22 protein-coding genes and 1 riboswitch are annotated in these 17,918 nt (G+C 47.6%); of the genes, 18 read left to right on the forward strand and 4 right to left on the reverse strand.

Annotated features, from left to right (window positions below; genetic code table 11):
- Positions 1–104: 104 nt before the first annotated feature.
- On the forward strand, positions 105–392 hold the full coding sequence (locus PUW25_RS02335; RefSeq protein WP_274337977.1) for a hypothetical protein: 288 nt from the start codon (positions 105–107) through the stop codon (positions 390–392).
- On the opposite strand, the gene mscL is transcribed toward PUW25_RS02335, so the two are convergent.
- Positions 389–874 (reverse strand): large-conductance mechanosensitive channel protein MscL, encoded by a 486-nt coding sequence (mscL, locus tag PUW25_RS02340; protein WP_274337978.1) that lies wholly within the window; start codon positions 872–874, stop codon positions 389–391. The two genes, PUW25_RS02335 and mscL, sit on opposite strands and share 4 nt — an antisense overlap.
- A 208-nt stretch (positions 875–1,082) precedes the next feature.
- Positions 1,083–1,182, forward strand: a riboswitch (purine riboswitch).
- Positions 1,183–1,373: 191 nt separating this feature from the next.
- On the opposite strand from mscL, the gene PUW25_RS02345 reads away from it, so the two are divergent.
- Together PUW25_RS02345 and PUW25_RS02350 are read left to right on the forward strand one after the other, a co-directional pair.
- Complete coding sequence (locus PUW25_RS02345) at positions 1,374–1,961, forward strand: xanthine phosphoribosyltransferase (protein WP_047911485.1); 588 nt, start codon at positions 1,374–1,376, stop codon at positions 1,959–1,961.
- A complete protein-coding gene (locus tag PUW25_RS02350) occupies positions 1,961–3,307 on the forward strand; it encodes a nucleobase:cation symporter-2 family protein (RefSeq protein ID WP_047911486.1) in 1,347 nt (448 codons plus the stop codon). Before PUW25_RS02345 ends, PUW25_RS02350 begins: the two co-directional genes overlap by 1 nt.
- A gap of 129 nt (positions 3,308–3,436) precedes the next feature.
- Here the strand turns inward: PUW25_RS02350 and PUW25_RS02355 are convergent, their stop codons facing one another.
- Positions 3,437–3,775, reverse strand: coding sequence for a DUF4870 domain-containing protein (locus PUW25_RS02355; RefSeq protein WP_274337979.1), 339 nt, complete (start codon positions 3,773–3,775; stop codon positions 3,437–3,439).
- A gap of 131 nt (positions 3,776–3,906) precedes the next feature.
- Positions 3,907–4,185 carry a hypothetical protein gene (locus PUW25_RS02360; protein WP_047911488.1) on the reverse strand — a complete coding sequence of 93 codons (279 nt, stop codon included), beginning with the start codon at positions 4,183–4,185 and terminating at the stop codon, positions 3,907–3,909.
- A 491-nt stretch (positions 4,186–4,676) separates the two neighbouring features.
- On the opposite strand from PUW25_RS02360, the gene PUW25_RS02365 reads away from it, so the two are divergent.
- The 8 genes from PUW25_RS02365 to PUW25_RS02400 all read left to right on the forward strand — a co-directional run bounded on the left by PUW25_RS02365 (position 4,677) and on the right by PUW25_RS02400 (position 11,795).
- Positions 4,677–4,865 carry a hypothetical protein gene (locus PUW25_RS02365; RefSeq protein ID WP_047911489.1) on the forward strand — a complete coding sequence of 63 codons (189 nt, stop codon included), beginning with the start codon at positions 4,677–4,679 and terminating at the stop codon, positions 4,863–4,865.
- Positions 4,866–5,029: 164 nt separating this feature from the next.
- Complete coding sequence (map, locus tag PUW25_RS02370) at positions 5,030–5,779, forward strand: type I methionyl aminopeptidase (protein ID WP_274337980.1); 750 nt, start codon at positions 5,030–5,032, stop codon at positions 5,777–5,779.
- A 536-nt stretch (positions 5,780–6,315) separates the two neighbouring features.
- A complete protein-coding gene (gene coxB / locus PUW25_RS02375) occupies positions 6,316–7,380 on the forward strand; it encodes a cytochrome c oxidase subunit II (RefSeq protein ID WP_047911491.1) in 1,065 nt (354 codons plus the stop codon).
- Positions 7,381–7,436: 56 nt separating this feature from the next.
- Positions 7,437–9,287, forward strand: a complete 1,851-nt coding sequence (ctaD, locus tag PUW25_RS02380) for a cytochrome c oxidase subunit I (protein WP_420799975.1) — start codon at positions 7,437–7,439, stop codon at positions 9,285–9,287.
- Positions 9,284–9,910: a cytochrome (ubi)quinol oxidase subunit III gene (locus tag PUW25_RS02385; RefSeq protein ID WP_047911493.1), complete on the forward strand. Its 627-nt coding sequence runs from the start codon at positions 9,284–9,286 to the stop codon at positions 9,908–9,910. Before ctaD ends, PUW25_RS02385 begins: the two co-directional genes overlap by 4 nt.
- A 3-nt stretch (positions 9,911–9,913) precedes the next feature.
- Positions 9,914–10,240 carry a cytochrome C oxidase subunit IV family protein gene (locus PUW25_RS02390; protein WP_047911494.1) on the forward strand — a complete coding sequence of 109 codons (327 nt, stop codon included), beginning with the start codon at positions 9,914–9,916 and terminating at the stop codon, positions 10,238–10,240.
- Between the two features lie 101 nt (positions 10,241–10,341).
- Complete coding sequence (gene ctaG / locus PUW25_RS02395; RefSeq protein WP_047911495.1) at positions 10,342–11,250, forward strand: cytochrome c oxidase assembly factor CtaG; 909 nt, start codon at positions 10,342–10,344, stop codon at positions 11,248–11,250.
- A gap of 80 nt (positions 11,251–11,330) precedes the next feature.
- Positions 11,331–11,795 carry a DUF420 domain-containing protein gene (locus tag PUW25_RS02400; RefSeq protein WP_047911496.1) on the forward strand — a complete coding sequence of 155 codons (465 nt, stop codon included), beginning with the start codon at positions 11,331–11,333 and terminating at the stop codon, positions 11,793–11,795.
- 145 nt (positions 11,796–11,940) lie between these two features.
- Here PUW25_RS02400 and PUW25_RS02405 read toward each other — a convergent pair whose 3' ends face one another.
- Positions 11,941–12,984, reverse strand: a complete 1,044-nt coding sequence (locus tag PUW25_RS02405; protein ID WP_274337982.1) for an aspartate-semialdehyde dehydrogenase — start codon at positions 12,982–12,984, stop codon at positions 11,941–11,943.
- Between the two features lie 118 nt (positions 12,985–13,102).
- Here PUW25_RS02405 and PUW25_RS02410 point away from each other — a divergent pair, with 118 nt between their 5' ends.
- From PUW25_RS02410 to PUW25_RS02440, 7 genes are all read left to right on the forward strand, one after another.
- Entirely contained in the window at positions 13,103–13,516 is a 414-nt protein-coding gene (locus tag PUW25_RS02410; protein WP_420799967.1) for a LysR family transcriptional regulator, read from the forward strand.
- Between the two features lie 81 nt (positions 13,517–13,597).
- Positions 13,598–13,936, forward strand: a complete 339-nt coding sequence (locus PUW25_RS02415; protein WP_274338511.1) for a hypothetical protein — start codon at positions 13,598–13,600, stop codon at positions 13,934–13,936.
- A gap of 23 nt (positions 13,937–13,959) precedes the next feature.
- The gene (locus PUW25_RS02420; protein WP_274338512.1) at positions 13,960–14,316 is read left to right on the forward strand and encodes a hypothetical protein; all 357 of its coding nucleotides are present in this window, start codon (positions 13,960–13,962) and stop codon (positions 14,314–14,316) included.
- 73 nt (positions 14,317–14,389) lie between these two features.
- Positions 14,390–14,797 carry a GntR family transcriptional regulator gene (locus PUW25_RS02425; RefSeq protein ID WP_205054390.1) on the forward strand — a complete coding sequence of 136 codons (408 nt, stop codon included), beginning with the start codon at positions 14,390–14,392 and terminating at the stop codon, positions 14,795–14,797.
- Complete coding sequence (locus tag PUW25_RS02430; protein ID WP_205054389.1) at positions 14,794–15,717, forward strand: ATP-binding cassette domain-containing protein; 924 nt, start codon at positions 14,794–14,796, stop codon at positions 15,715–15,717. Before PUW25_RS02425 ends, PUW25_RS02430 begins: the two co-directional genes overlap by 4 nt.
- A complete protein-coding gene (locus PUW25_RS02435; RefSeq protein WP_205054388.1) occupies positions 15,714–16,616 on the forward strand; it encodes an ABC transporter ATP-binding protein in 903 nt (300 codons plus the stop codon). Before PUW25_RS02430 ends, PUW25_RS02435 begins: the two co-directional genes overlap by 4 nt.
- Positions 16,609–17,913 (forward strand): ABC transporter permease, encoded by a 1,305-nt coding sequence (locus PUW25_RS02440; protein ID WP_274337984.1) that lies wholly within the window; start codon positions 16,609–16,611, stop codon positions 17,911–17,913. Before PUW25_RS02435 ends, PUW25_RS02440 begins: the two co-directional genes overlap by 8 nt.
- Positions 17,914–17,918: the final 5 nt, after the last annotated feature.

Raw genomic sequence — 17,918 nt, forward strand, 5'->3', positions numbered from 1 at the left:
TACATCTTTTTCAGGGGAATATAATTACAATATGGGTAGAGCGCTATAAGTACATACTGTTGCTTATGTATGATTGATGAGATAGAGAAGGGAGTATGAGAACCATGGAATGCATTGTAAAATTTCAAGTGATCTACAAAAATGATGAGCCTAAACCGTTAAGAGGGCTTCTGCTCATGGATAATAATACGCCTCCCGGTCCAGAGCAGCTTATCCCGATGTTCAAACGCTTGGGTTATGAAGTGGTTACCGAGAATCCCGACGACCTGACCTTCAAGCCAGTGAATCCTGGCGCAGATTACATCAGACTTCGTGTGACCGAGCTTGATACAGGTCAAGAAGTCTACAGGGAAGATGCGAACCTGCGCAGAATTCTGGAGAATCTTCTCTAGGAAGATCTCTCCACTTCCAGCACAGAGGTGCAGTGAGCACAGCGCGTAGCGGCAAGCGGGATGTCCGAGAGACAGTAAGGACAGGCCTTCGTTGTCGGCTCCGGCTGTGCGGGCTCCTCTTTTTTGCGCTTCAGCCGATTAATCCCTTTGATGAACAGGAAGATACAGAATGCCACGATCAGAAAGTCCAGTACGACATTGATAAATTGTCCATACTTCAGCACTGGGATGGCGTCTGCCTCAGCCATGGCGAGTGTCGTGTACTTGCTGCCTTCTGAGGTCAGTACTCCTCGCTCCAGCGGAATGAACAATTGCTCGAAGCTCTTGTTCCCCATCAGAAGTCCGATTGGCGGCATGAGAATGTCATTAACGAACGAGGTTACGATTTTGCCAAATGCTCCTCCGATAATGACCCCGACGGCCAGATCAATGACGTTGCCGCGAACGGCAAACTCCTTGAATTCATTTAATATTTTCTTCATATCAACTCTCCTAACCTGTGCTCTATATACCGTCAGAGCAAGAACCTTCCCCTCCATTTAAACATTAGGCTTGGCCCTTTGAAAAGATCTTTGGAAAAGTTTCTTGAAAATAACACTTTATTTTGCAACATTAATTCGTTATACTTCTAACATTGTTCTAACATAGGCGAGGGAGTATGGAATAATGTGATTTGCTCCTTTGCTCATGTCGTAAAATTTACAATTAACTCGTATATGTGCTGGAATGGGCCGGCATGTCTCTACCCGATCACCGGAATGATTGGACTACGGGAGGAATATGAAGAATGCAACAAAATTTGAAGGCCTCTGCTATACTGCTGCATGTGAGCTCGAAATTCTTTACTGCATCTTTATTCTAACCAGTACCTGTTCTAATCCATCCGTGTTTTTTTCGGCGGTTGATTTGGAATGGGTTATTTGCATTTTGCCGGATCAGGCTCAAATTTAAGAAATATCCGTACAGGAGGAGAGATACCACTTGAAGCTGCTAAAGGAAAAAGTGATAAACGAAGGAATTGTGTTGTCAGATCAGGTACTGAAGGTGGATTCATTCCTGAACCATCAGATGGACCCGATTCTAATGAAGGAAGTCGGCCGCGAGTTTGTCAGACGGTTTGAGGGAGAGGACATTAATCGGGTGCTTACCATCGAATCCTCCGGGATTGCGCCAGGCATCATGACTGCACTTGAGCTGGAGGCACCACTGATCTTTGCCCGCAAACAGAAGTCTTTGACCCTGCGTGACGATATTTTTGTAGAGAAGGTTTATTCCTTCACCAAGCAGGAGTCTAACGAAATTACAGTGGCTAAGAAGTTTATGAAGCCGGGCGACCGCGTGCTTATTATTGATGATTTCCTTGCGAATGGGGAAGCGGCGTTTGGTCTTGCGCGGATTGTTGAGCAGGCAGGTGCTGAGGTTGTCGGTATTGGTATCGTAATAGAAAAAGCGTTTCAGCCGGGCGGCCGTCTGCTTCAAGAGAAAGGCTACCGTGTTGAATCACTGGTGCGAATTGCATCACTTGAGAATGGACAAGTTACATTTGCAGATGAAGAGGATGGAATCTAATGTCACGTGAACGTATATTTAACCGTAATCGTCACCCTTTAAAAACATTTTCACTTGGCATTCAGCACGTCTTGGCCATGTATGCGGGAGCTGTCATCGTTCCGCTGATTGTCGGTGGACCAAGTGGTCTGAATCTGCCGCCGGATCAAATCACGTATCTGATCGCGATTGACCTGCTGGCCTGTGGTCTGGCCACACTGCTGCAAGTATGGGGCGGCAAATATTTTGGTATCGGTCTTCCGGTAATGCTTGGCTGCGCCTTCCAGGCCGTTTCTCCAATGATTCTGATCGGTAATCAATATGGTGTGAGCGCCATTTATGGTGCGATTATCGCCTCTGGTCTGTTCGTCATGATCTTTGGCGGCTTGTTCGGGAAGCTGATTCGTTTCTTCCCGCCGGTCGTTACAGGCTCGGTCGTTACGATTATTGGTCTTACGCTCATTCCGGTTGCGCTAAACGATCTTGGCGGCGGTAATGGAGCGGCGGATTTCGGTGATCCTGTGAACCTTCTGCTGGGCTTCGGTGTATTGTTATTCATCATTATCTTAAACCGTTTAACAAAGGGGTTTATCCAGTCGATTTCGATCCTGCTCGGTCTGGTGGCCGGGACTCTGGTTGCCGGGCTGTTCTTCGGTAAAGTGGACTTATCTCCTATGCTTGAAGCAAGCTGGTTCCGTGCACCTGAACCGTTCCATTTTGGGACGCCTACCTTTAACCTGTCTGCTATTCTGACGATGATTCTGGTTGCGATTGTCAGTATCGCAGAGTCGACAGGGGTATTTATGGCTCTGGGTAAAATTTTGAACAAAGAAATTGATTCTAAGGACCTGTCCAGAGGATACAGAGCAGAAGGGCTTGCCATTGTGGTTGGGGGGATCTTTAACTCCTTCCCGTATACAACATACTCCCAGAACGTAGGTTTGCTGCAAATGAGCCGCGTGAAGACACGGGACGTTATTGCTGTGGCCGGTCTGCTGCTCATTCTGATCGGATTCGTTCCCAAGATTGCAGCAACAGCTCAGATGATTCCTCCTGCCGTGCTTGGCGGCGCTACTGTAGCCCTGTTTGGGATGGTCGTCTCCTCTGGTATCCGGATGCTGGCTGATCAGGTAGACTTTAACCGTTACGAGAACCTGCTTATTATTGCGGTGTCCGTAGGGATGGGTCTCGGCGTCACGGTTGTACCAAACCTGTTCTCACAGCTTCCTTCCGAGATCGGTATTTTGCTGAATAACGGAATTGTGGTCGGCAGCTTTACTGCGATATTGCTGAACCTGATCTTTAATGGATTGGGTCCCAAACCGCAGAAAAAGGCTGAGCCGGACACGACAACGGAATCGGTCTAATCTTCTATCATAAATATAGCCGCTGGTTATCCTGCTTAGGATCATCAGCGGTTTTTTGTGTGTTATGAAGCTGCTGGGGGCAGGCAGGCGGCAAAGTATAAGCACCAGTTGCTCTGCTTATAAGGGGGATTACAGCTTGCGCATCTGCTTCTCTGCAAGATCGCCTACTAGAGGAAGCTTGAGCCATTTCCCTTGCAGAGTTGCCGCCAGCATAATCACCCATATCGCCACACCAAGCAGTGACAGCAGCGAAGCAAGCAGGGGGCCAAGCAAAGGGATCAAGCCGCTGAGTACATGACCGACGACAATAGCTCCGAAGGCAAACAGGGATTGAAGTGCATGAAACATAACGAAACGGCTCCGCTTCTCAAGCGCAAGCAGCAATATGGCTCCGATAAAACCGAAGAAGTAGCACAGTGCACCTGCAATGTTCTCATCAAGACCGGTCGATGATTTGAATGGGGACATCAAGTATCCTCCTCCTTTGTCCATCTCTCTTTAAGCATCATATGAGAGAGAGGCGTGGAGTTGAACAACCATCTAAATAAAAAAATATCACTCTTCCATGAAGGAACAGTGATATGTGTTCTCTAACTCTGTCAGCTCCCGCCCTGAAATTGACGCCGCGGGCTTGTTATTTTGCCTTTTTTATTCTCATCATCCTCTTTGGGAACGAGGCGCTCGTCTGTTCTGCCTTCATGATGATTCTCAAACGCAAACTCCGTCAGCTCCCATTCCGTGGCTCCATGAATCGGGTCCGGCGGAAAATGCTGTCCTCTGTGCAGATGCTCCGTCAGCCCCCGCTCATTGGTATATACACCATCTACCTCAACCTTTTCCCGCGTAATCGGGAGCATGTCCTTATCCTTGCTGCTCATATGTGGAGCCTCCTTGAACTTATTTTATTACATGAAATCAATGGATCTTAGGGAGTGCAGCAGCTTATACAAGCGGCTTTAAGCTCTCACTTCAGTAGGATAGGTTCTCCGTTTCGGCGCATAACTATCCGTGTTCACGGCATAATAAAGGTATGTAAATGATTGGTATTCACATCATAGGACTGAATCCGGAGCAAGCATTTGCCGATACATTATATATAGAAAATGGTATTCAGCATTTGATTTGTATTTTACAAAATTGATATTTCTGGAAAGCTGTACGCAAGCTTTGAATATGATACAATAGAAGTGTGGTTCAAAAAGAATCATTTCGGGTATTTATAATGTCAGGTACCTGTTTAAGTCAGGGATTCCCGGCCTGAAGCTAATTACAGCTGCACACACTTCTTCATGGTATCACTTAGATCTTTTTTTTCTACGGATTCTCTAAACGGAGCATTTACTTTTGAACGTTTTGGGAGGGAGTTATCATGGCAACAAAAGGTCATAATGAGGTCAAAGAAAGTTTACGAGAAATGACTCGGATTTTCAGGCCGAAGGATCCTAAAAAATTCGTGAAGGAGTATGTGAAAAAATACCGGATAACAGGAGGGTACGAAGAGGAGCTTACACTCGTCGTCGAGCGTGAACTGACAAGACTGAATTCCTCAGTCTCCTGATTCTTCAATTTTGCGTCACTACTGTAATCAAGCATCTGAATATACTGTTCTTATTTGAATAGAACCGCCCGCCTGTGAATGGAATGCAGGAGAGGCGGTTTTTTTTGCGCGTGAGCATGCATATACATAGAGTTAGCGCCACTACGGGAAGGGGCTGACCTGAGATGTCTGTGATCCTGAAGACAAAAGAGGAAATCGGGTACATGCGGGAGGCAGGGAGGATCCTGAAGGCTTGTCACCGAAGGATTGAATCCATGCTTACGCCAGGAATAACAACCGAAGCGATCGATAACTTTGTTGAGGACTTCCTTGCCGAACAGGGTGCAACTCCGGAACAGAAGGGGTATAAAGGCTATCCCTATGCGATATGCGCATCAGTGAATGAAATTGTATGTCACGGCTTCCCTTCCGATACAGCTCTAGTCAATGGAGATGTAGTAACCATTGATATGGTGGTCAACAAGGATGGCTGGCTGGCCGATTCTGCATGGACTTATGCGGTTGGAAAGACCGATGCCAAGACCGCGAGATTTATGAAACGGACGGAAAAGGCAATGCATCAGGGGATTGCGCAAGCGCTGCCGGGGAAGACGGTAGGTGACATCGGTTACGCAATTGAAAAATGCGTGAAGCCGTGGCGCTACGGGATCGTCAAGCCGCTGGTTGGACATGGCATTGGCCGCATCATGCATGAGCAGCCGGACATTTTCCCTTATGGCAAGCCCGGTCAAGGCATCCGGCTTGAAGAGGGGATGGTTATCACGGTAGAGCCTGTTCTAACCATGGGGCCGACGGGTGCCGTCTACTGGGAAGATGACGGCTGGACGATCCGTTCTGCGGATGGCAGCATCGGAGCCCAGTATGAGCATACGGTAGCCATTACAAAGGATGGCCCTCTCCTGCTAACCGTTTGAGTTGAAATAAAAGCTGGTTCTGACTAGTAATCATGTAAATTTTTTTGAAAGTGCTTCTGGCTACTTTGTAACCCGCTTCTGCATAGGATCGGGTTTTCTTTTGTGGTAAATGATGGATGAAATTAGAAATGAGATGGCATTTCATGTGCTGAGATAGCAAAAAAGAGAGATGCATTCTATAAATAGATTGCTAGAGTTGCCAGCAATTTATTTGCACTATACTACATAAATCAGCAAACCGCGGAACTTGCTCGAAAGCTCCCGTATTATCCGTAATTTGGAAGAAAACAATGAATTATTGCTCTGTTATTCAGTCGTGAAATCGTTAACAAACATAATAATGGCGCGGTTTTTGAGACTTTTTGAACAATTTGTGAACATGTGTCTAAAGATTGACAAAAACAGGGGGTCGACTTATATTTAATAAGTGATTGTATTAATTTACAGGATTACAACAAAGGTACTAGAGCAGGTAGAATACTCGCTTTTTGGAACCAGATGGTAATCAGCGAAATTGGGAAAAGTGGGGTAGATAGGTGATGAAAAGGTGGCGGCACGGAAAAAGAATCCTCCCATTGCTGGCAGCATTCTCATTGTTATTGTCCGCTTGCGGCCGTGAGGATTTGTCTGTATTGAGACCGCAGGGTCCCGTAGCACAAGGGCAGCTTGATCTAATGAAGCTTGCCATAACGATCATGGTCGTCGTACTCCTTGTGGTGTTTGCGATTGCGGCCTTTGTATTGATCAAGTTCCGGCGCAGGCCAGGACAGAATGAAATTCCTGAACAGGTGGAAGGTAATCACAAGCTGGAGATTATATGGACCGTTATTCCTCTCGTGCTTGTCATTATACTGGCTGTTCCAACCGTTCAGCAGCTCTCCGCTTTAGGCAAAGACTACACCAAAGACGAAAACGCCCTTCAGGTTAAAGTGACCGCTCACCAGTACTGGTGGGAATTCAGCTATCCTGATCTCGGTGTGACGACCGCACAAGACCTCATCATTCCAACCGATAAGACGATTTCATTTGTACTTGAAAGTAATGATGTAATTCACTCCTTCTGGGTACCGTCCCTGGCGGGCAAGATTGACACGAACTTCGACGGAACCTTGAACAAATTCCATTTCTCTGCACCGAATGAAGGCGTTTACCGCGGGAAGTGTGCTGAGCTGTGCGGACCATCCCATGCATATATGGAATTCAAGGTTAAGGCTGTCAGCCAAGAAGAATTTGATAATTGGGTGACTGCGATGCAGGCGCCGGCTGTTCTGCCTGAAGATGAGCAGCTTGCTGAGAAATTCAAGTCTGCTTGCCTGAGCTGCCATGCTGTGGGCGATCAAGGCGGTCCTCTAGGTCCGAACCTTACTGGGATCGGCGGCAGGGAATCCATCGCGAGCATGCTTCTGAATGAACGTGAAGGTCAGGAGGGTGCACCTGTAGAGGAGAACCTCAAAGAATGGCTTCATGATCCGCAGGCTGTCAAACCGGGCAATGAGATGCCGTCTCCGGCAGAACTTGGACTGACCACGGAAGAGGTCGATGCTATAGCCGAGTATTTGGCCGATTACAAGCTGGATTATGAAACGAACAGTGCGGATTGAGAAGGAGGTACTTGAACTTGGCTCACGCTCATACGGTTAAACGGTATACGGGAATTATGGATTGGCTGACGACCGTTGACCACAAAAAAATCGCGATTCTTTACTTGGCGGCAGGAGGCTTGTTCTTCGGGATCGGTGGAATTGAAGCTATTCTGATTCGTCTTCAATTAATTATTCCTTACAATGAATTAATGACTACCCAGACATTTAATGAAATGATTACAATGCATGGAACGACAATGATCTTCCTCGGCGTTATGCCGATCATATTCGCACTGATGAATGCGGTGCTACCGCTGCAGATCGGGGCAAGGGACGTTGCGTTTCCTTTTCTGAACTCGCTCGGCTTCTGGACCTTTCTGTTCGGGGGATTGCTGCTTAATCTGAGCTGGTTGATGGGTGGTGCTCCGGACGCAGGTTGGACATCCTATGTCCCGCTATCAAGCACGGAGTACAGCAAAACGCACGGTGTCGATTTCTACACCATCGGTCTCCAGATTGCAGGTCTTGGCACGCTGATCGGGGGCATCAACTTCCTTGCTACGATTATTACGATGCGTGCACCCGGGATGTCTTTTATGAGAATGCCGATGTTTGCCTGGACGACATTTATAACATCCGCCATTATTCTGTTTGCTTTCCCAGCCATTACGGTGGGTCTTGTTCTACTAACCTTTGACCGAATCCTCGGAGCTAACTTCTTCGATGTTGCAGGTGGAGGTAACCCGGTATTATGGCAGCATATTTTCTGGATCTTCGGTCACCCTGAAGTATATATCCTGATTCTGCCGGCATTCGGAATCATTTCCGAAGTTATTCCGACCTTCTCCAGAAAGAGATTGTTCGGTTACAGCTCCATGGTATTTGCAACAATTCTGATTGCGTTCCTTGGCTTCATGGTTTGGGCGCATCATATGTTTACAACAGGGATGGGTACGGTAGCGAATGCCTTGTTCTCGATCTCAACAATGCTGATTGCGGTACCTACGGGGATCAAGATCTTTAACTGGCTGTTTACAATGTGGGGCGGACAAATCCGGTTCACGTCTGCGAATCTGTACGCGATCGGCTTTGTTCCTACCTTTGTCATGGGCGGGGTAACCGGCGTCATGCTCGCCTCTGCACCGGCAGACTTTCAGTTCCATGATACATATTTTGTCGTCGCGCACTTTCATTACGTCATTGTAGGTGGCCTTGTCCTTGGACTGTTCTCCGGTCTGCACTACTGGTGGCCGAAGATGTTCGGGCGTGTGCTCGCAGAGGGACTGGGCAAGATTACGTTCTGGATCTTCATTATCGGCTTCCATCTTACGTTCTTCGTTCAGCACTTCCTCGGTCTGATGGGGATGCAGCGGCGGGTTGCAACCTATGCACCGAATCAGGGCTTTGACATGCTGAACCTGATCAGTACGGTTGGTGCACTCATGATGGGTGTAGGTGTCATTTTGTTCCTGGTGAATATCGTTAAGACTTCACTGAAGCCTGCTGATGCTGGCAACGATCCTTGGGAGGATGGACGTACACTGGAATGGACGATTCCTTCTCCTCCGCCAGAATACAACTTTAAACAGACTCCGCTCGTACGTGGAATTGATGCTTACTGGAAAGAGAAGATGGCTGGCCATTCAGAGATGACTCCGGCTGAGCCGGTCGGACCGATCCATATGCCTTCGGCGACCATATTACCGTTTCTAATGTCCGTAGGGATATTCATCGCGGGTCTCGGTCTGATGTTTACGAATGATGACTTCGGCAATGCATTTATGAATTTTATGTTCAATAACTATATTGTCGTCATTATTGGTCTGGGGATTACTTTCGGTTGTATGATCGTTCGCTCACTCTATGACGACCATGGATGGCATATTGAGCCTGAGGAACTGGAAGATAAGGGGGCAAAAGCATGACAAACCCACACGCAGAAGCTGTAAATGGTCAGCTGCCTCATGAACCGGAAAAAGCAACGCTGGAGGGCCGCAACAAGATTCTTGGCTTCTGGCTATTCATGGGTGGAGAAGCAGTTCTGTTCGGTACGCTATTCGCGACCTTCCTGGCGCTTCGCAACCAGACACTGGATGGGCCAACAGCAAATGATCTGTTTCATCTTCCCTTGGTTGCAGCGGCAACCTTCACTCTGCTGGTGAGCAGCTTGACGAGCGTATTTGCGATTCAGGCGATGCATAAGCATAACGTCAAAGCGCTCATTAGCTGGCTCGGCGTTACCATTCTGCTTGGACTCGTCTTTCTAGGTATCGAAATCTATGAGTTCTACGAATATGTTGTTCATAAAGAATTTGGTATGACAACGAGCGCATTCAGTTCGGCGTTCTACACGCTGGTCGGCTTTCACGGGGCTCACGTTGCCTTCGGTCTAGGCTGGATCGGACTTCTCATTGGACAGCTGTACAAAAAAGGATTAACGGTCGTAACCGCACCGAAGATTTATGTGTCGGCGATCTACTGGCACTTTATCGACGTGGTCTGGGTCTTCATCTTTACGGTCGTATATCTGCTTGGGAAGGTGGTTTAATCCATGGCGGGTAATGGTCAATCAAGCTCGGGCGCGGAAGGTGTTAAGCATCGCCATCGTCCGGAGGGACCGGAGAAGCATATTGTTGCCTTTATATTCTCGATTGCGCTTACGCTAATTGCATTTGCTGCAGTGGCTGCCGGCGGTGTGAATAATACGTTTACGATTATTATTTTGCTGGTCATGGCTGTGCTTCAGGTCATTATTCAGATGGCATATTGGATGCATATGAAGGACAAAGGGCATCTGATCCCGCTCATCTTTATGGCATTCGGATTCTTCGTGGCCTTTACGGCCATTATTACCGCCTTATTGTGGATGTGGTGGTAAGTGAGGCAAGAAGGCGGCGAATCTTTCGCCGCCTTTTCGAATTTTCGTAAAGCCAATCATTACCATTCTTCTACGCGGAGTAAGGCAGGAGGAGGAGAGTCATGCTCGGTCTACAATATTTCAGCTTTAATGATCTGTGGAGCCCGCTGTTTTTGGCTTTTATGATTATGATGACTGCACTTTATTTTGTTGTGATTGGTCCGGTTGCCGAGAAGGCAAGAGGAAGTGAGAAGGCAACGACACGGCAAAAAGTGATGTTTCTATGCGGGATGCTCATCTTGTATATGGCACAGGGCGGTCCGATCAGCTTGTTTGGCCATACGATGTTTACCTTCCATATGCTTAGCATGGCCTTATCCTATATTGCGGCACCACCTCTCATTATGAGAGGAATCCCGGCATGGGTCTGGCGTAAAGCGCTGGATTATCGTCCTGTTCGGTGGTTTTCATTTCTTGCCCATCCGATCGTAGCGGCACTGCTGTTTAATGGACTATTCTCCTTCTATCACATTCCGGTCATTCATGATTACGTCATGCTCAATTTCACCGTGCACCGGCTGTATTACATCGTCTTGTTCATTACTGCCATGCTGATGTGGGGATCGCTAGTGCATCCGATACCGGAGCGGGACAGGGGATCAGGTTTACACAAGATCGGATATATCTTCCTCAACATGGTGCTGCTTACGCCAGCCTGCGGACTGATTATTTTCGCCTCAGAATCTATCTATGAGACCTATAGCAATCCTAATGCTTGGGTAGCAGCGATGGGATACTGTGTATCACCAGAAACGCAGCTTCGCCTGCAGGGTCTCGGAGGCCCTTCGTTCTTCAATTTCCTGTCAACCGCACAGCAGGATCAGCAGGTCGGCGGCATTGTGATGAAGATGATCCAGGAGCTGATATTCGGCGTGATGCTGGCATACGTGTTCTTTCAGTGGTATCGGAAGGAAAGTCAGGAGGATGACGAGAATATTCCCTTACAAGTATCAGGCAGAACTGAAGCATAAAGGTGTCTATAAGGGCGATCGATTCACGAAGGCATTCAAGGAACGACTACAAGCAGGTGAAGACTCGAGGGGGAAGAGACATGGACTTGGATTTCATACTGCCAACACTAAGCACCGCCTTTATTGTGATCAGTGCGGTGCTGGTAGGGATTGGCTGGTATCTCATCGTAAAGGGTAAACGAGAGGCACATAAGAAAATGATGATTGCCGGAGCTTGGGCAGCGATCCTGTTTTTTATCATCTATTCTTCCCGTACCTTTATTGTTGGTAATACCTCGTGGGGTGGACCAGATGATTTGAAGCTGTTCTACCATGTATTTTTGATTTTTCATATTATTTTGGCAACAGTGGCTGCTGTATTCGGGATTACGACCCTGGTCTGGGGCTTCAAGGAGAAATATGCGAAGCATCGGAAGCTCGGGAGAGTGACCTCAATGGTATGGTTTTTTACAGCCATTACCGGGGTTGTTGTCTATACGCTTCTCTATGTGATGTATCCGGGCGGTCATACCAAGCCTGTATGGGAAGTCATTATAGGTGCTTAGGATGATTCACATGATTAAATATTCGTAGCATATAGCATTTATCAGGTTAAATTATTGAAGAGAATATAAACTTGTTTTAAAAAGGCCCGCCAACAACATGTTCATATTGTTGGCGGGCCTTTTTCTATAGGTAAAGACATTGAAATTAAATAAGATCCTGTTCCATCAGGCTGTGGGCGATTTGGAGTGAATTCCACGCAGCGCCTTTGAGCAGGTTATCAGAAACGATCCATAGATGGAATCCATTAGGAATATCCGGGTCCTTGCGGATTCGTCCGACGAATACATCAGGGCTTCCTGCTGCCTGCAGCGGCGTGGGGTATAACTGCTCTGAAGGGTTATCCTGTACGACAACACCAGGTGATCGGGACAGCAGCTCACGAATTTCACTCACGGACGCAGGAGCTGCCAGCTCAATGTATACAGATTCGGAATGGCCAGTGACGACAGGAACGCGAACACAGGTTGCAGCCATTTTTAAGAAGGGCAGCTCCATGATTTTTTTTGTTTCATCCATCATCTTCTGCTCTTCGAAGCTATAGTCATTGTCTGTGAATACATCGACCTGGGGCAGAACGTTGAATGCTATCGGATAATGCTTTTTATCTTTTTTGGCAGGCAGCAGGTTAGCTTGAGCAGGTTCTCCCTGAAGAGAGGCTTGCGCTTGGGACAGCAGCTCGGTTATAGCCCCGACACCTGAACCCGATACGGCCTGATAGGTGGAGACGATAATACGTTCGAGACCGTAAGTGTGGTGTATAGGTGTAAGAGCAGTGACCATTTGCAGGGCAGAGCAGTTCGGTACGGATACGATGCCTTGGTGGGTCTGCAGCACATGTGGATTGACCTCAGGAACCACTAACGGCACTTCCTTATGCATACGGAATTCACTTGTATTATCTATAACGATCGCGCCGCTTCTCACCGCAATAGGCACGAATTGCCTTGACACCTCACCGCCAGCGCTGAAAAAGGCGATATCTACATCTTCAAAGCTGGACGCTGTCAGCTCTTCACACGGGATTTGTTCATCTCGAAACGAGATGAGTGTGCCTGCAGATCTCCGAGAGGAGAGCAGCTTCAATTGACCGATTGCAAAATGTGTATCTTGTTCAAGCAGTTCCTTAATTTTAGTTCCGACAGCTCCGGTAGCGCCGACGATTGCCACATGGTACTCTGTTTTTTTCATGGATTAATGGTCCTCCTCACATCTTGAATTCATTCATTGTAATACAGCAGATGGTATAATGATCATCAGAAGATCCGATAAGGTTGTTCGCAAAGGATGATATAAAAGGAGCACCGCTATGGATATCAAGCATGTCAAAACATTTTGTGCTGTAGTGAAGCACGGAGGCTTCTCCAAAGCGGCAGAAGCGCTTAGCTATGCGCAATCCACCGTTACGATGCATATTCAGTCCTTGGAGCAGGATTTGAGCTTGCGTCTGTTTGACCGTCTTGGCAAGAAGACGATCCTGACTGAGCCGGGTGAACGATTTTACCAGTATGCCATTGAGCTGCTTGTCATCTATGAGAAGGCGAAGGAGATATCCAGAGAGAAGCACGAAGTGGCCGGAAGCCTGAGCATTACAGCGAATGAATCGGTTGCTGTATATCTACTGCCTGGGATACTCAAGAGGTTGACTACTTTTCCATATACAAACACAAAGAATGTAACGCTTAAAGGCGGGTACATTCTTTTTTTTACAAAAAGAGGTTGACTTGGTATGAGCTTAGTTTGTATAGTGTGTATAAATATATATACAGTAATCACACCTGGAATGGTGAGGAGGATATACAGCATGAGTTCGAAAGTAAGGAAGCAAGCTTGGTGGATGACGAGGCAGGAAATGGGGCGAGATTGGCTTCAATGGATCTGGACTCTGTTGTTCACAGCGTATGCGGCAATTATGTGCGGCGCCTCCATGCATGAAGCACTGAAGGATAAAGGCTATACGTTAATGGGAGATAACTTCTTCCTTATATTCGTCCCATTCTTAGGCTTTTTATTCTCAAGAAGGTCCTTTCGTTATTTACAGGAGGACTCATATACACAGATGCTTGCTTATATGAGACGGATTCCTGTTCCTGTGGATGCCCTTCTCTTGAATCGTATCATTCAAATGCAATCACTTTTGTAATTAACGGAATTGCATTCTTCAGCTTGATCTATGTAGCAGCTCTTCGAGGAGAGCAATTTGGACTATCGGGGGTCCTGGCGTTCACAATCATGTGGATTGGGTACGGGCTGTTCATTAACTCGATCTACTTCTACTGGGAATTTAATTGCAGCGGCAAGCGATATTTTGTTCAAACCATGGCTCTGATGCTATTCACTCTGCTCGTATCATTGCTAGCTGCGATGTTCGACCAGAATTTGATTAAAATTACACTTCAGCAAAGTGCGGATTATGGTTTATTATCGCCGATGATGTGGGGGATACTGCTCATCGCTGCAGCCAGTCTTACGATCAGCTTCAAGTTGACTCGTAGACAATTGTTACAAAGGGATTTGAGTTAAGGAAGCAGGACGGAGACGAACAAATGAGAACAATGAAGGATGAACCTATACAGGCTGAGGGGGTGCGCAACCTGTGAATATACCTATTCAAATTAACGAGAACAGTGCGGAGCCCTTGTACCATCAGATTGAAAGTCAGCTACGTTCACTAATTATATCCGGTCAGGTTAAGGAGGGAACGCTATTGCCGTCTATTCGTGAATTCGCAGGCAGTCTAAGCTGCAGTGTAATTACCGTGCGAAGAGTGTATCAGGATCTGGAGAATGAAGGGCTTCTTCGTACAAAACAAGGCACGGGCACTTTCGTAGCTGAAGTCGGAATGAAGGAGCGAAACGAGTTCAAGCTGACGGCAGTTAAGGAGGCGCTTGTTCAGGCAGCCAAGGTTGGCATCTCCGTTGGCAGTACGAAGGAAGAGCTGACCGCATGGTTTAGTGAGGTGCTCCGTGAGGTCTACGATGGTAAGGAGGAGAAGCAGTCATGACAGAAGCTCCCGTAATAACAATGAAAGAGGTATATAAATCCCGAAAAGAGAAAACGATCGGGCCCATTAATATGGAGCTGGCCGAGGGATATATATATGCCATAGTAGGTCATAACGGATCGGGCAAGAGCACGCTGCTCAATATGCTGCAGAAGATTGTCATGCCTGATTCGGGGAGGATCCTCTGGTACGGAAGTGAAGTGGAAGGAGAGCTTCCACCAGAGCTTCGAGAGAAGATCAGTTCGGTAACAGAGAAATCCATTCTAGATGAAGATCATATGACGGCAATGGAAGCGGCTGAATTTCGGGCTTATTGGTATCCCAATTGGAACCAAGGTTTGTTCGAAGAACTGCTGAGCAAGTTTGAGGTTCCTACCAAGTCCAAGCTGAAGAAGATGTCGAAGGGGGAGCGCAGAAAATATGAAATTGCAGCAGCGCTTGCCGTACAGCCTAGGCTGCTCATCCTGGATGAACCTTCTTCGGGACTGGACCCCTTCTCTTGGAAGCAGATGATAACAGAACTCCAGCGCTATATGGATCTAGGGAATACGACTGTCATCATTGCAACTCATATCCTTGATGAAATCCGTCGGCTTGCTGACTATATTATCCTCATGCATCGAGGGCATACCCTCGGGATGGTGGAGAAAGATCTGCTTCTGGACAGCTGGAGAGAAATTTGGTACGAGGGTGATATGAAGCCGGCGCATCTGCCGGGAGTTGTGGATTGGTCAGAGGAGACCGGGCGTATCCGCCGTATTGTGACGACACATACGAGCGACGTCATGGAAATTCTATCCGAATCCGGCATTACACCAGTGAAGGCCCGAATTCTAGAGCTGGATGAAATATTGGCCTATTGGATTGAAGGATATGGTCCGGCAGGCTGGGAGACGAAAAAGGGGGAGAAGATACGATGAATCGATTAGAACTGAGCCAAGTAATGAAGCAGTACGGAGACAAGACAGCGGTAAACGGCGTAACACTCACAGTAGGCGAAGGAGAAATATACGGCCTGCTTGGTGCCAACGGAGCGGGGAAGACAACAACGATGCGCATGGTGCTGGGGCTAATCTACCCTGACGGCGGAGAAATTTTGTACAACGGCAAAAAATACAGCCCTGAATTGCAGCATATGATGGGTTATCTGCCCGAAGAGCGCGGAATGTATCCAAAGGTCAAGGTCAGTGAGCAGATTAACTATCTGGGCAGGCTGCGCGGTATGAATGCAAAGGACGCGGATCAGAGCCTACGATACTGGCTGGAGCGGTTCGAAGTCCCCGAGTACTACGATAAACGGATCGAAGAGTTGTCCAAAGGGAATCAGCAGAAGATGGGCTTTATCGCTGCTGTCGTGCATAATCCGCAAATATTGATCCTCGATGAAGCGTTCAGTGGACTGGATCCGGTTAATGTCGAGCTGCTCAAAGCGACGGTCAAGGAGCTTCGGGATCAAGGCACCTCGATTCTGTTCTCAACCCACCGGATGGAGCATGTGGAAGAGCTGTGTAAGAACATCACCATTCTCCATCGTTCGAACACGGTCGTGCAGGGGAATATACAGGAGGTCAAATCACGGTATCCGCGGGAGCATGTGCGTCTTGTAACAACGGATAGATTGAACGGACTTGAGAAGATTGCAGGCGTAACTCGTGTAGAAGAGATGGATAAAGGATATCTGATCACAATCTCTTCCTCCGATGCGGCTCAATTGATTCTGCAAAAAGCACTCCAGGAATCGACGGTCGAGCATTTTGAGATTAAAGAACCTACGCTTAACCAAATCTTTATCAAGGAGGTAGGAACCGGACATGAATAAACTCGGGACGATTATCGGTTTTACTTACAAGCAGAAGGCCAAGACGAAGGCTTTTAAAATAACGACATTGATTCTGGCTATACTGATGACCATCGGCATGAATATCCCTTATGTAATTGATATGTTTGCAGGCAATGACGGAGAGAGTGGGGGCAATGCTCCCGCCGATATCCCGGCGATTGGGCTTGTTGTGGGTGAGCAGCAGGCATCGGCTCAGGCGCTTGAGGAGTTTGTGGCCAGTCAGCAGGTGCCGGCTCTCCACTTCATAACCTATGAACAGGCAGATGCGCCAGAGCTCAAGACGGACCTCGCGGATGAAGTGATTGAGGGATATGTTGAGCTGCATGCTGCAGGAGACGGTACAGCACCGATGGCTACCTATTATGCAGAGGATGCGAATCCGTCCCCGGCAGTCATGACAACCATCCAAACCGGATTGCAAAATGCAAAGACCAAATCGATCGTACAGGATGCGCTTAGTCCTGAGCAGATTGAGGCGATCAGTGTTCCGGCGGTGGTTGATGTTCAGGAGGTAAGCGTGGAACAGGATGCTGCTGGTGCGGGAGCAGAGGCAGAGAGTGCAGCTGTTGATTATGTTTTCGTGTATGTTCTAATGATCTTGTTCTTCTTCTCCATTATTATGACCGGAAATATGATTGCATCTGAAATTACGGCAGAGAAGAGCTCGCGGATTATGGAGATTCTTATTACGAGCGTATCGCCGCTGACACAAATGTTTGGCAAAATCATCGGGATCTTCCTGCTCAGCCTGACGCAGATCGGAATCTTCGGGCTTGTGATCTTCGGAAACCTGATGCTGCCGCATAATATCGAGCTGCTTCGCAGTATTGATATCGACTTGTCCACCATGAATCTGGATGTACTGATCTATGGATTCTTATTCTATATTCTGGGCTTCTTCCTGTATGCGGTTCTGTTCGCAGCCATCGGCTCCATTGTCAGCCGTACCGAAGAGCTGGGTCAGGCGCTGACACCAATGACGATGCTGTCCTTAGTTGCTTTTTATATCGGAATCTTCAGCCTTAGTACGCCGAACAGCCTGCTCGTGCAAATCTCAAGCTTCGTTCCGTTTACTTCTCCAACGGTGATGATTCTTCGTATCGGTATGGGAGAAATTGCGGTATGGGAAATCTGGGTGTCGCTCATCCTGTTGGTTGCGTCGATTCTGGTGTTCGGCTGGTTGTCGGCCAAGATCTATCGCACTGGGGTACTGATGTATGGCAAACGCCCTAGTATCAAGGAGCTTAAAAAAGCGATGAAGGCTTATAAGATCTAATGGAA

Source organism: Paenibacillus urinalis (genome assembly GCF_028747985.1).
GTDB classification, from domain to species: domain Bacteria; phylum Bacillota; class Bacilli; order Paenibacillales; family Paenibacillaceae; genus Paenibacillus; species Paenibacillus urinalis.

What these genes read in the sequence shown, in the direction of transcription:
- PUW25_RS02335 (WP_274337977.1), top strand. Translation starts at nt 105, where the DNA reads ATGGAATGCATTGTAAAATTTCAAGTGATCTACAAAAATGATGAGCCT.
- mscL (WP_274337978.1), bottom strand. Translation starts at nt 874, where the DNA reads ATGAAGAAAATATTAAATGAATTCAAGGAGTTTGCCGTTCGCGGCAAC.
- PUW25_RS02350 (WP_047911486.1), top strand. Translation starts at nt 1,961, where the DNA reads ATGTCACGTGAACGTATATTTAACCGTAATCGTCACCCTTTAAAAACA.
- PUW25_RS02355 (WP_274337979.1), bottom strand. Translation starts at nt 3,775, where the DNA reads ATGTCCCCATTCAAATCATCGACCGGTCTTGATGAGAACATTGCAGGT.
- PUW25_RS02360 (WP_047911488.1), bottom strand. Translation starts at nt 4,185, where the DNA reads ATGAGCAGCAAGGATAAGGACATGCTCCCGATTACGCGGGAAAAGGTT.
- PUW25_RS02365 (WP_047911489.1), top strand. Translation starts at nt 4,677, where the DNA reads ATGGCAACAAAAGGTCATAATGAGGTCAAAGAAAGTTTACGAGAAATG.
- map (WP_274337980.1), top strand. Translation starts at nt 5,030, where the DNA reads ATGTCTGTGATCCTGAAGACAAAAGAGGAAATCGGGTACATGCGGGAG.
- ctaD (WP_420799975.1), top strand. Translation starts at nt 7,437, where the DNA reads ATGGATTGGCTGACGACCGTTGACCACAAAAAAATCGCGATTCTTTAC.
- PUW25_RS02385 (WP_047911493.1), top strand. Translation starts at nt 9,284, where the DNA reads ATGACAAACCCACACGCAGAAGCTGTAAATGGTCAGCTGCCTCATGAA.
- PUW25_RS02390 (WP_047911494.1), top strand. Translation starts at nt 9,914, where the DNA reads ATGGCGGGTAATGGTCAATCAAGCTCGGGCGCGGAAGGTGTTAAGCAT.
- ctaG (WP_047911495.1), top strand. Translation starts at nt 10,342, where the DNA reads ATGCTCGGTCTACAATATTTCAGCTTTAATGATCTGTGGAGCCCGCTG.
- PUW25_RS02400 (WP_047911496.1), top strand. Translation starts at nt 11,331, where the DNA reads ATGGACTTGGATTTCATACTGCCAACACTAAGCACCGCCTTTATTGTG.
- PUW25_RS02405 (WP_274337982.1), bottom strand. Translation starts at nt 12,984, where the DNA reads ATGAAAAAAACAGAGTACCATGTGGCAATCGTCGGCGCTACCGGAGCT.
- PUW25_RS02410 (WP_420799967.1), top strand. Translation starts at nt 13,103, where the DNA reads ATGGATATCAAGCATGTCAAAACATTTTGTGCTGTAGTGAAGCACGGA.
- PUW25_RS02415 (WP_274338511.1), top strand. Translation starts at nt 13,598, where the DNA reads ATGAGTTCGAAAGTAAGGAAGCAAGCTTGGTGGATGACGAGGCAGGAA.
- PUW25_RS02430 (WP_205054389.1), top strand. Translation starts at nt 14,794, where the DNA reads ATGACAGAAGCTCCCGTAATAACAATGAAAGAGGTATATAAATCCCGA.
- PUW25_RS02435 (WP_205054388.1), top strand. Translation starts at nt 15,714, where the DNA reads ATGAATCGATTAGAACTGAGCCAAGTAATGAAGCAGTACGGAGACAAG.
- PUW25_RS02440 (WP_274337984.1), top strand. Translation starts at nt 16,609, where the DNA reads ATGAATAAACTCGGGACGATTATCGGTTTTACTTACAAGCAGAAGGCC.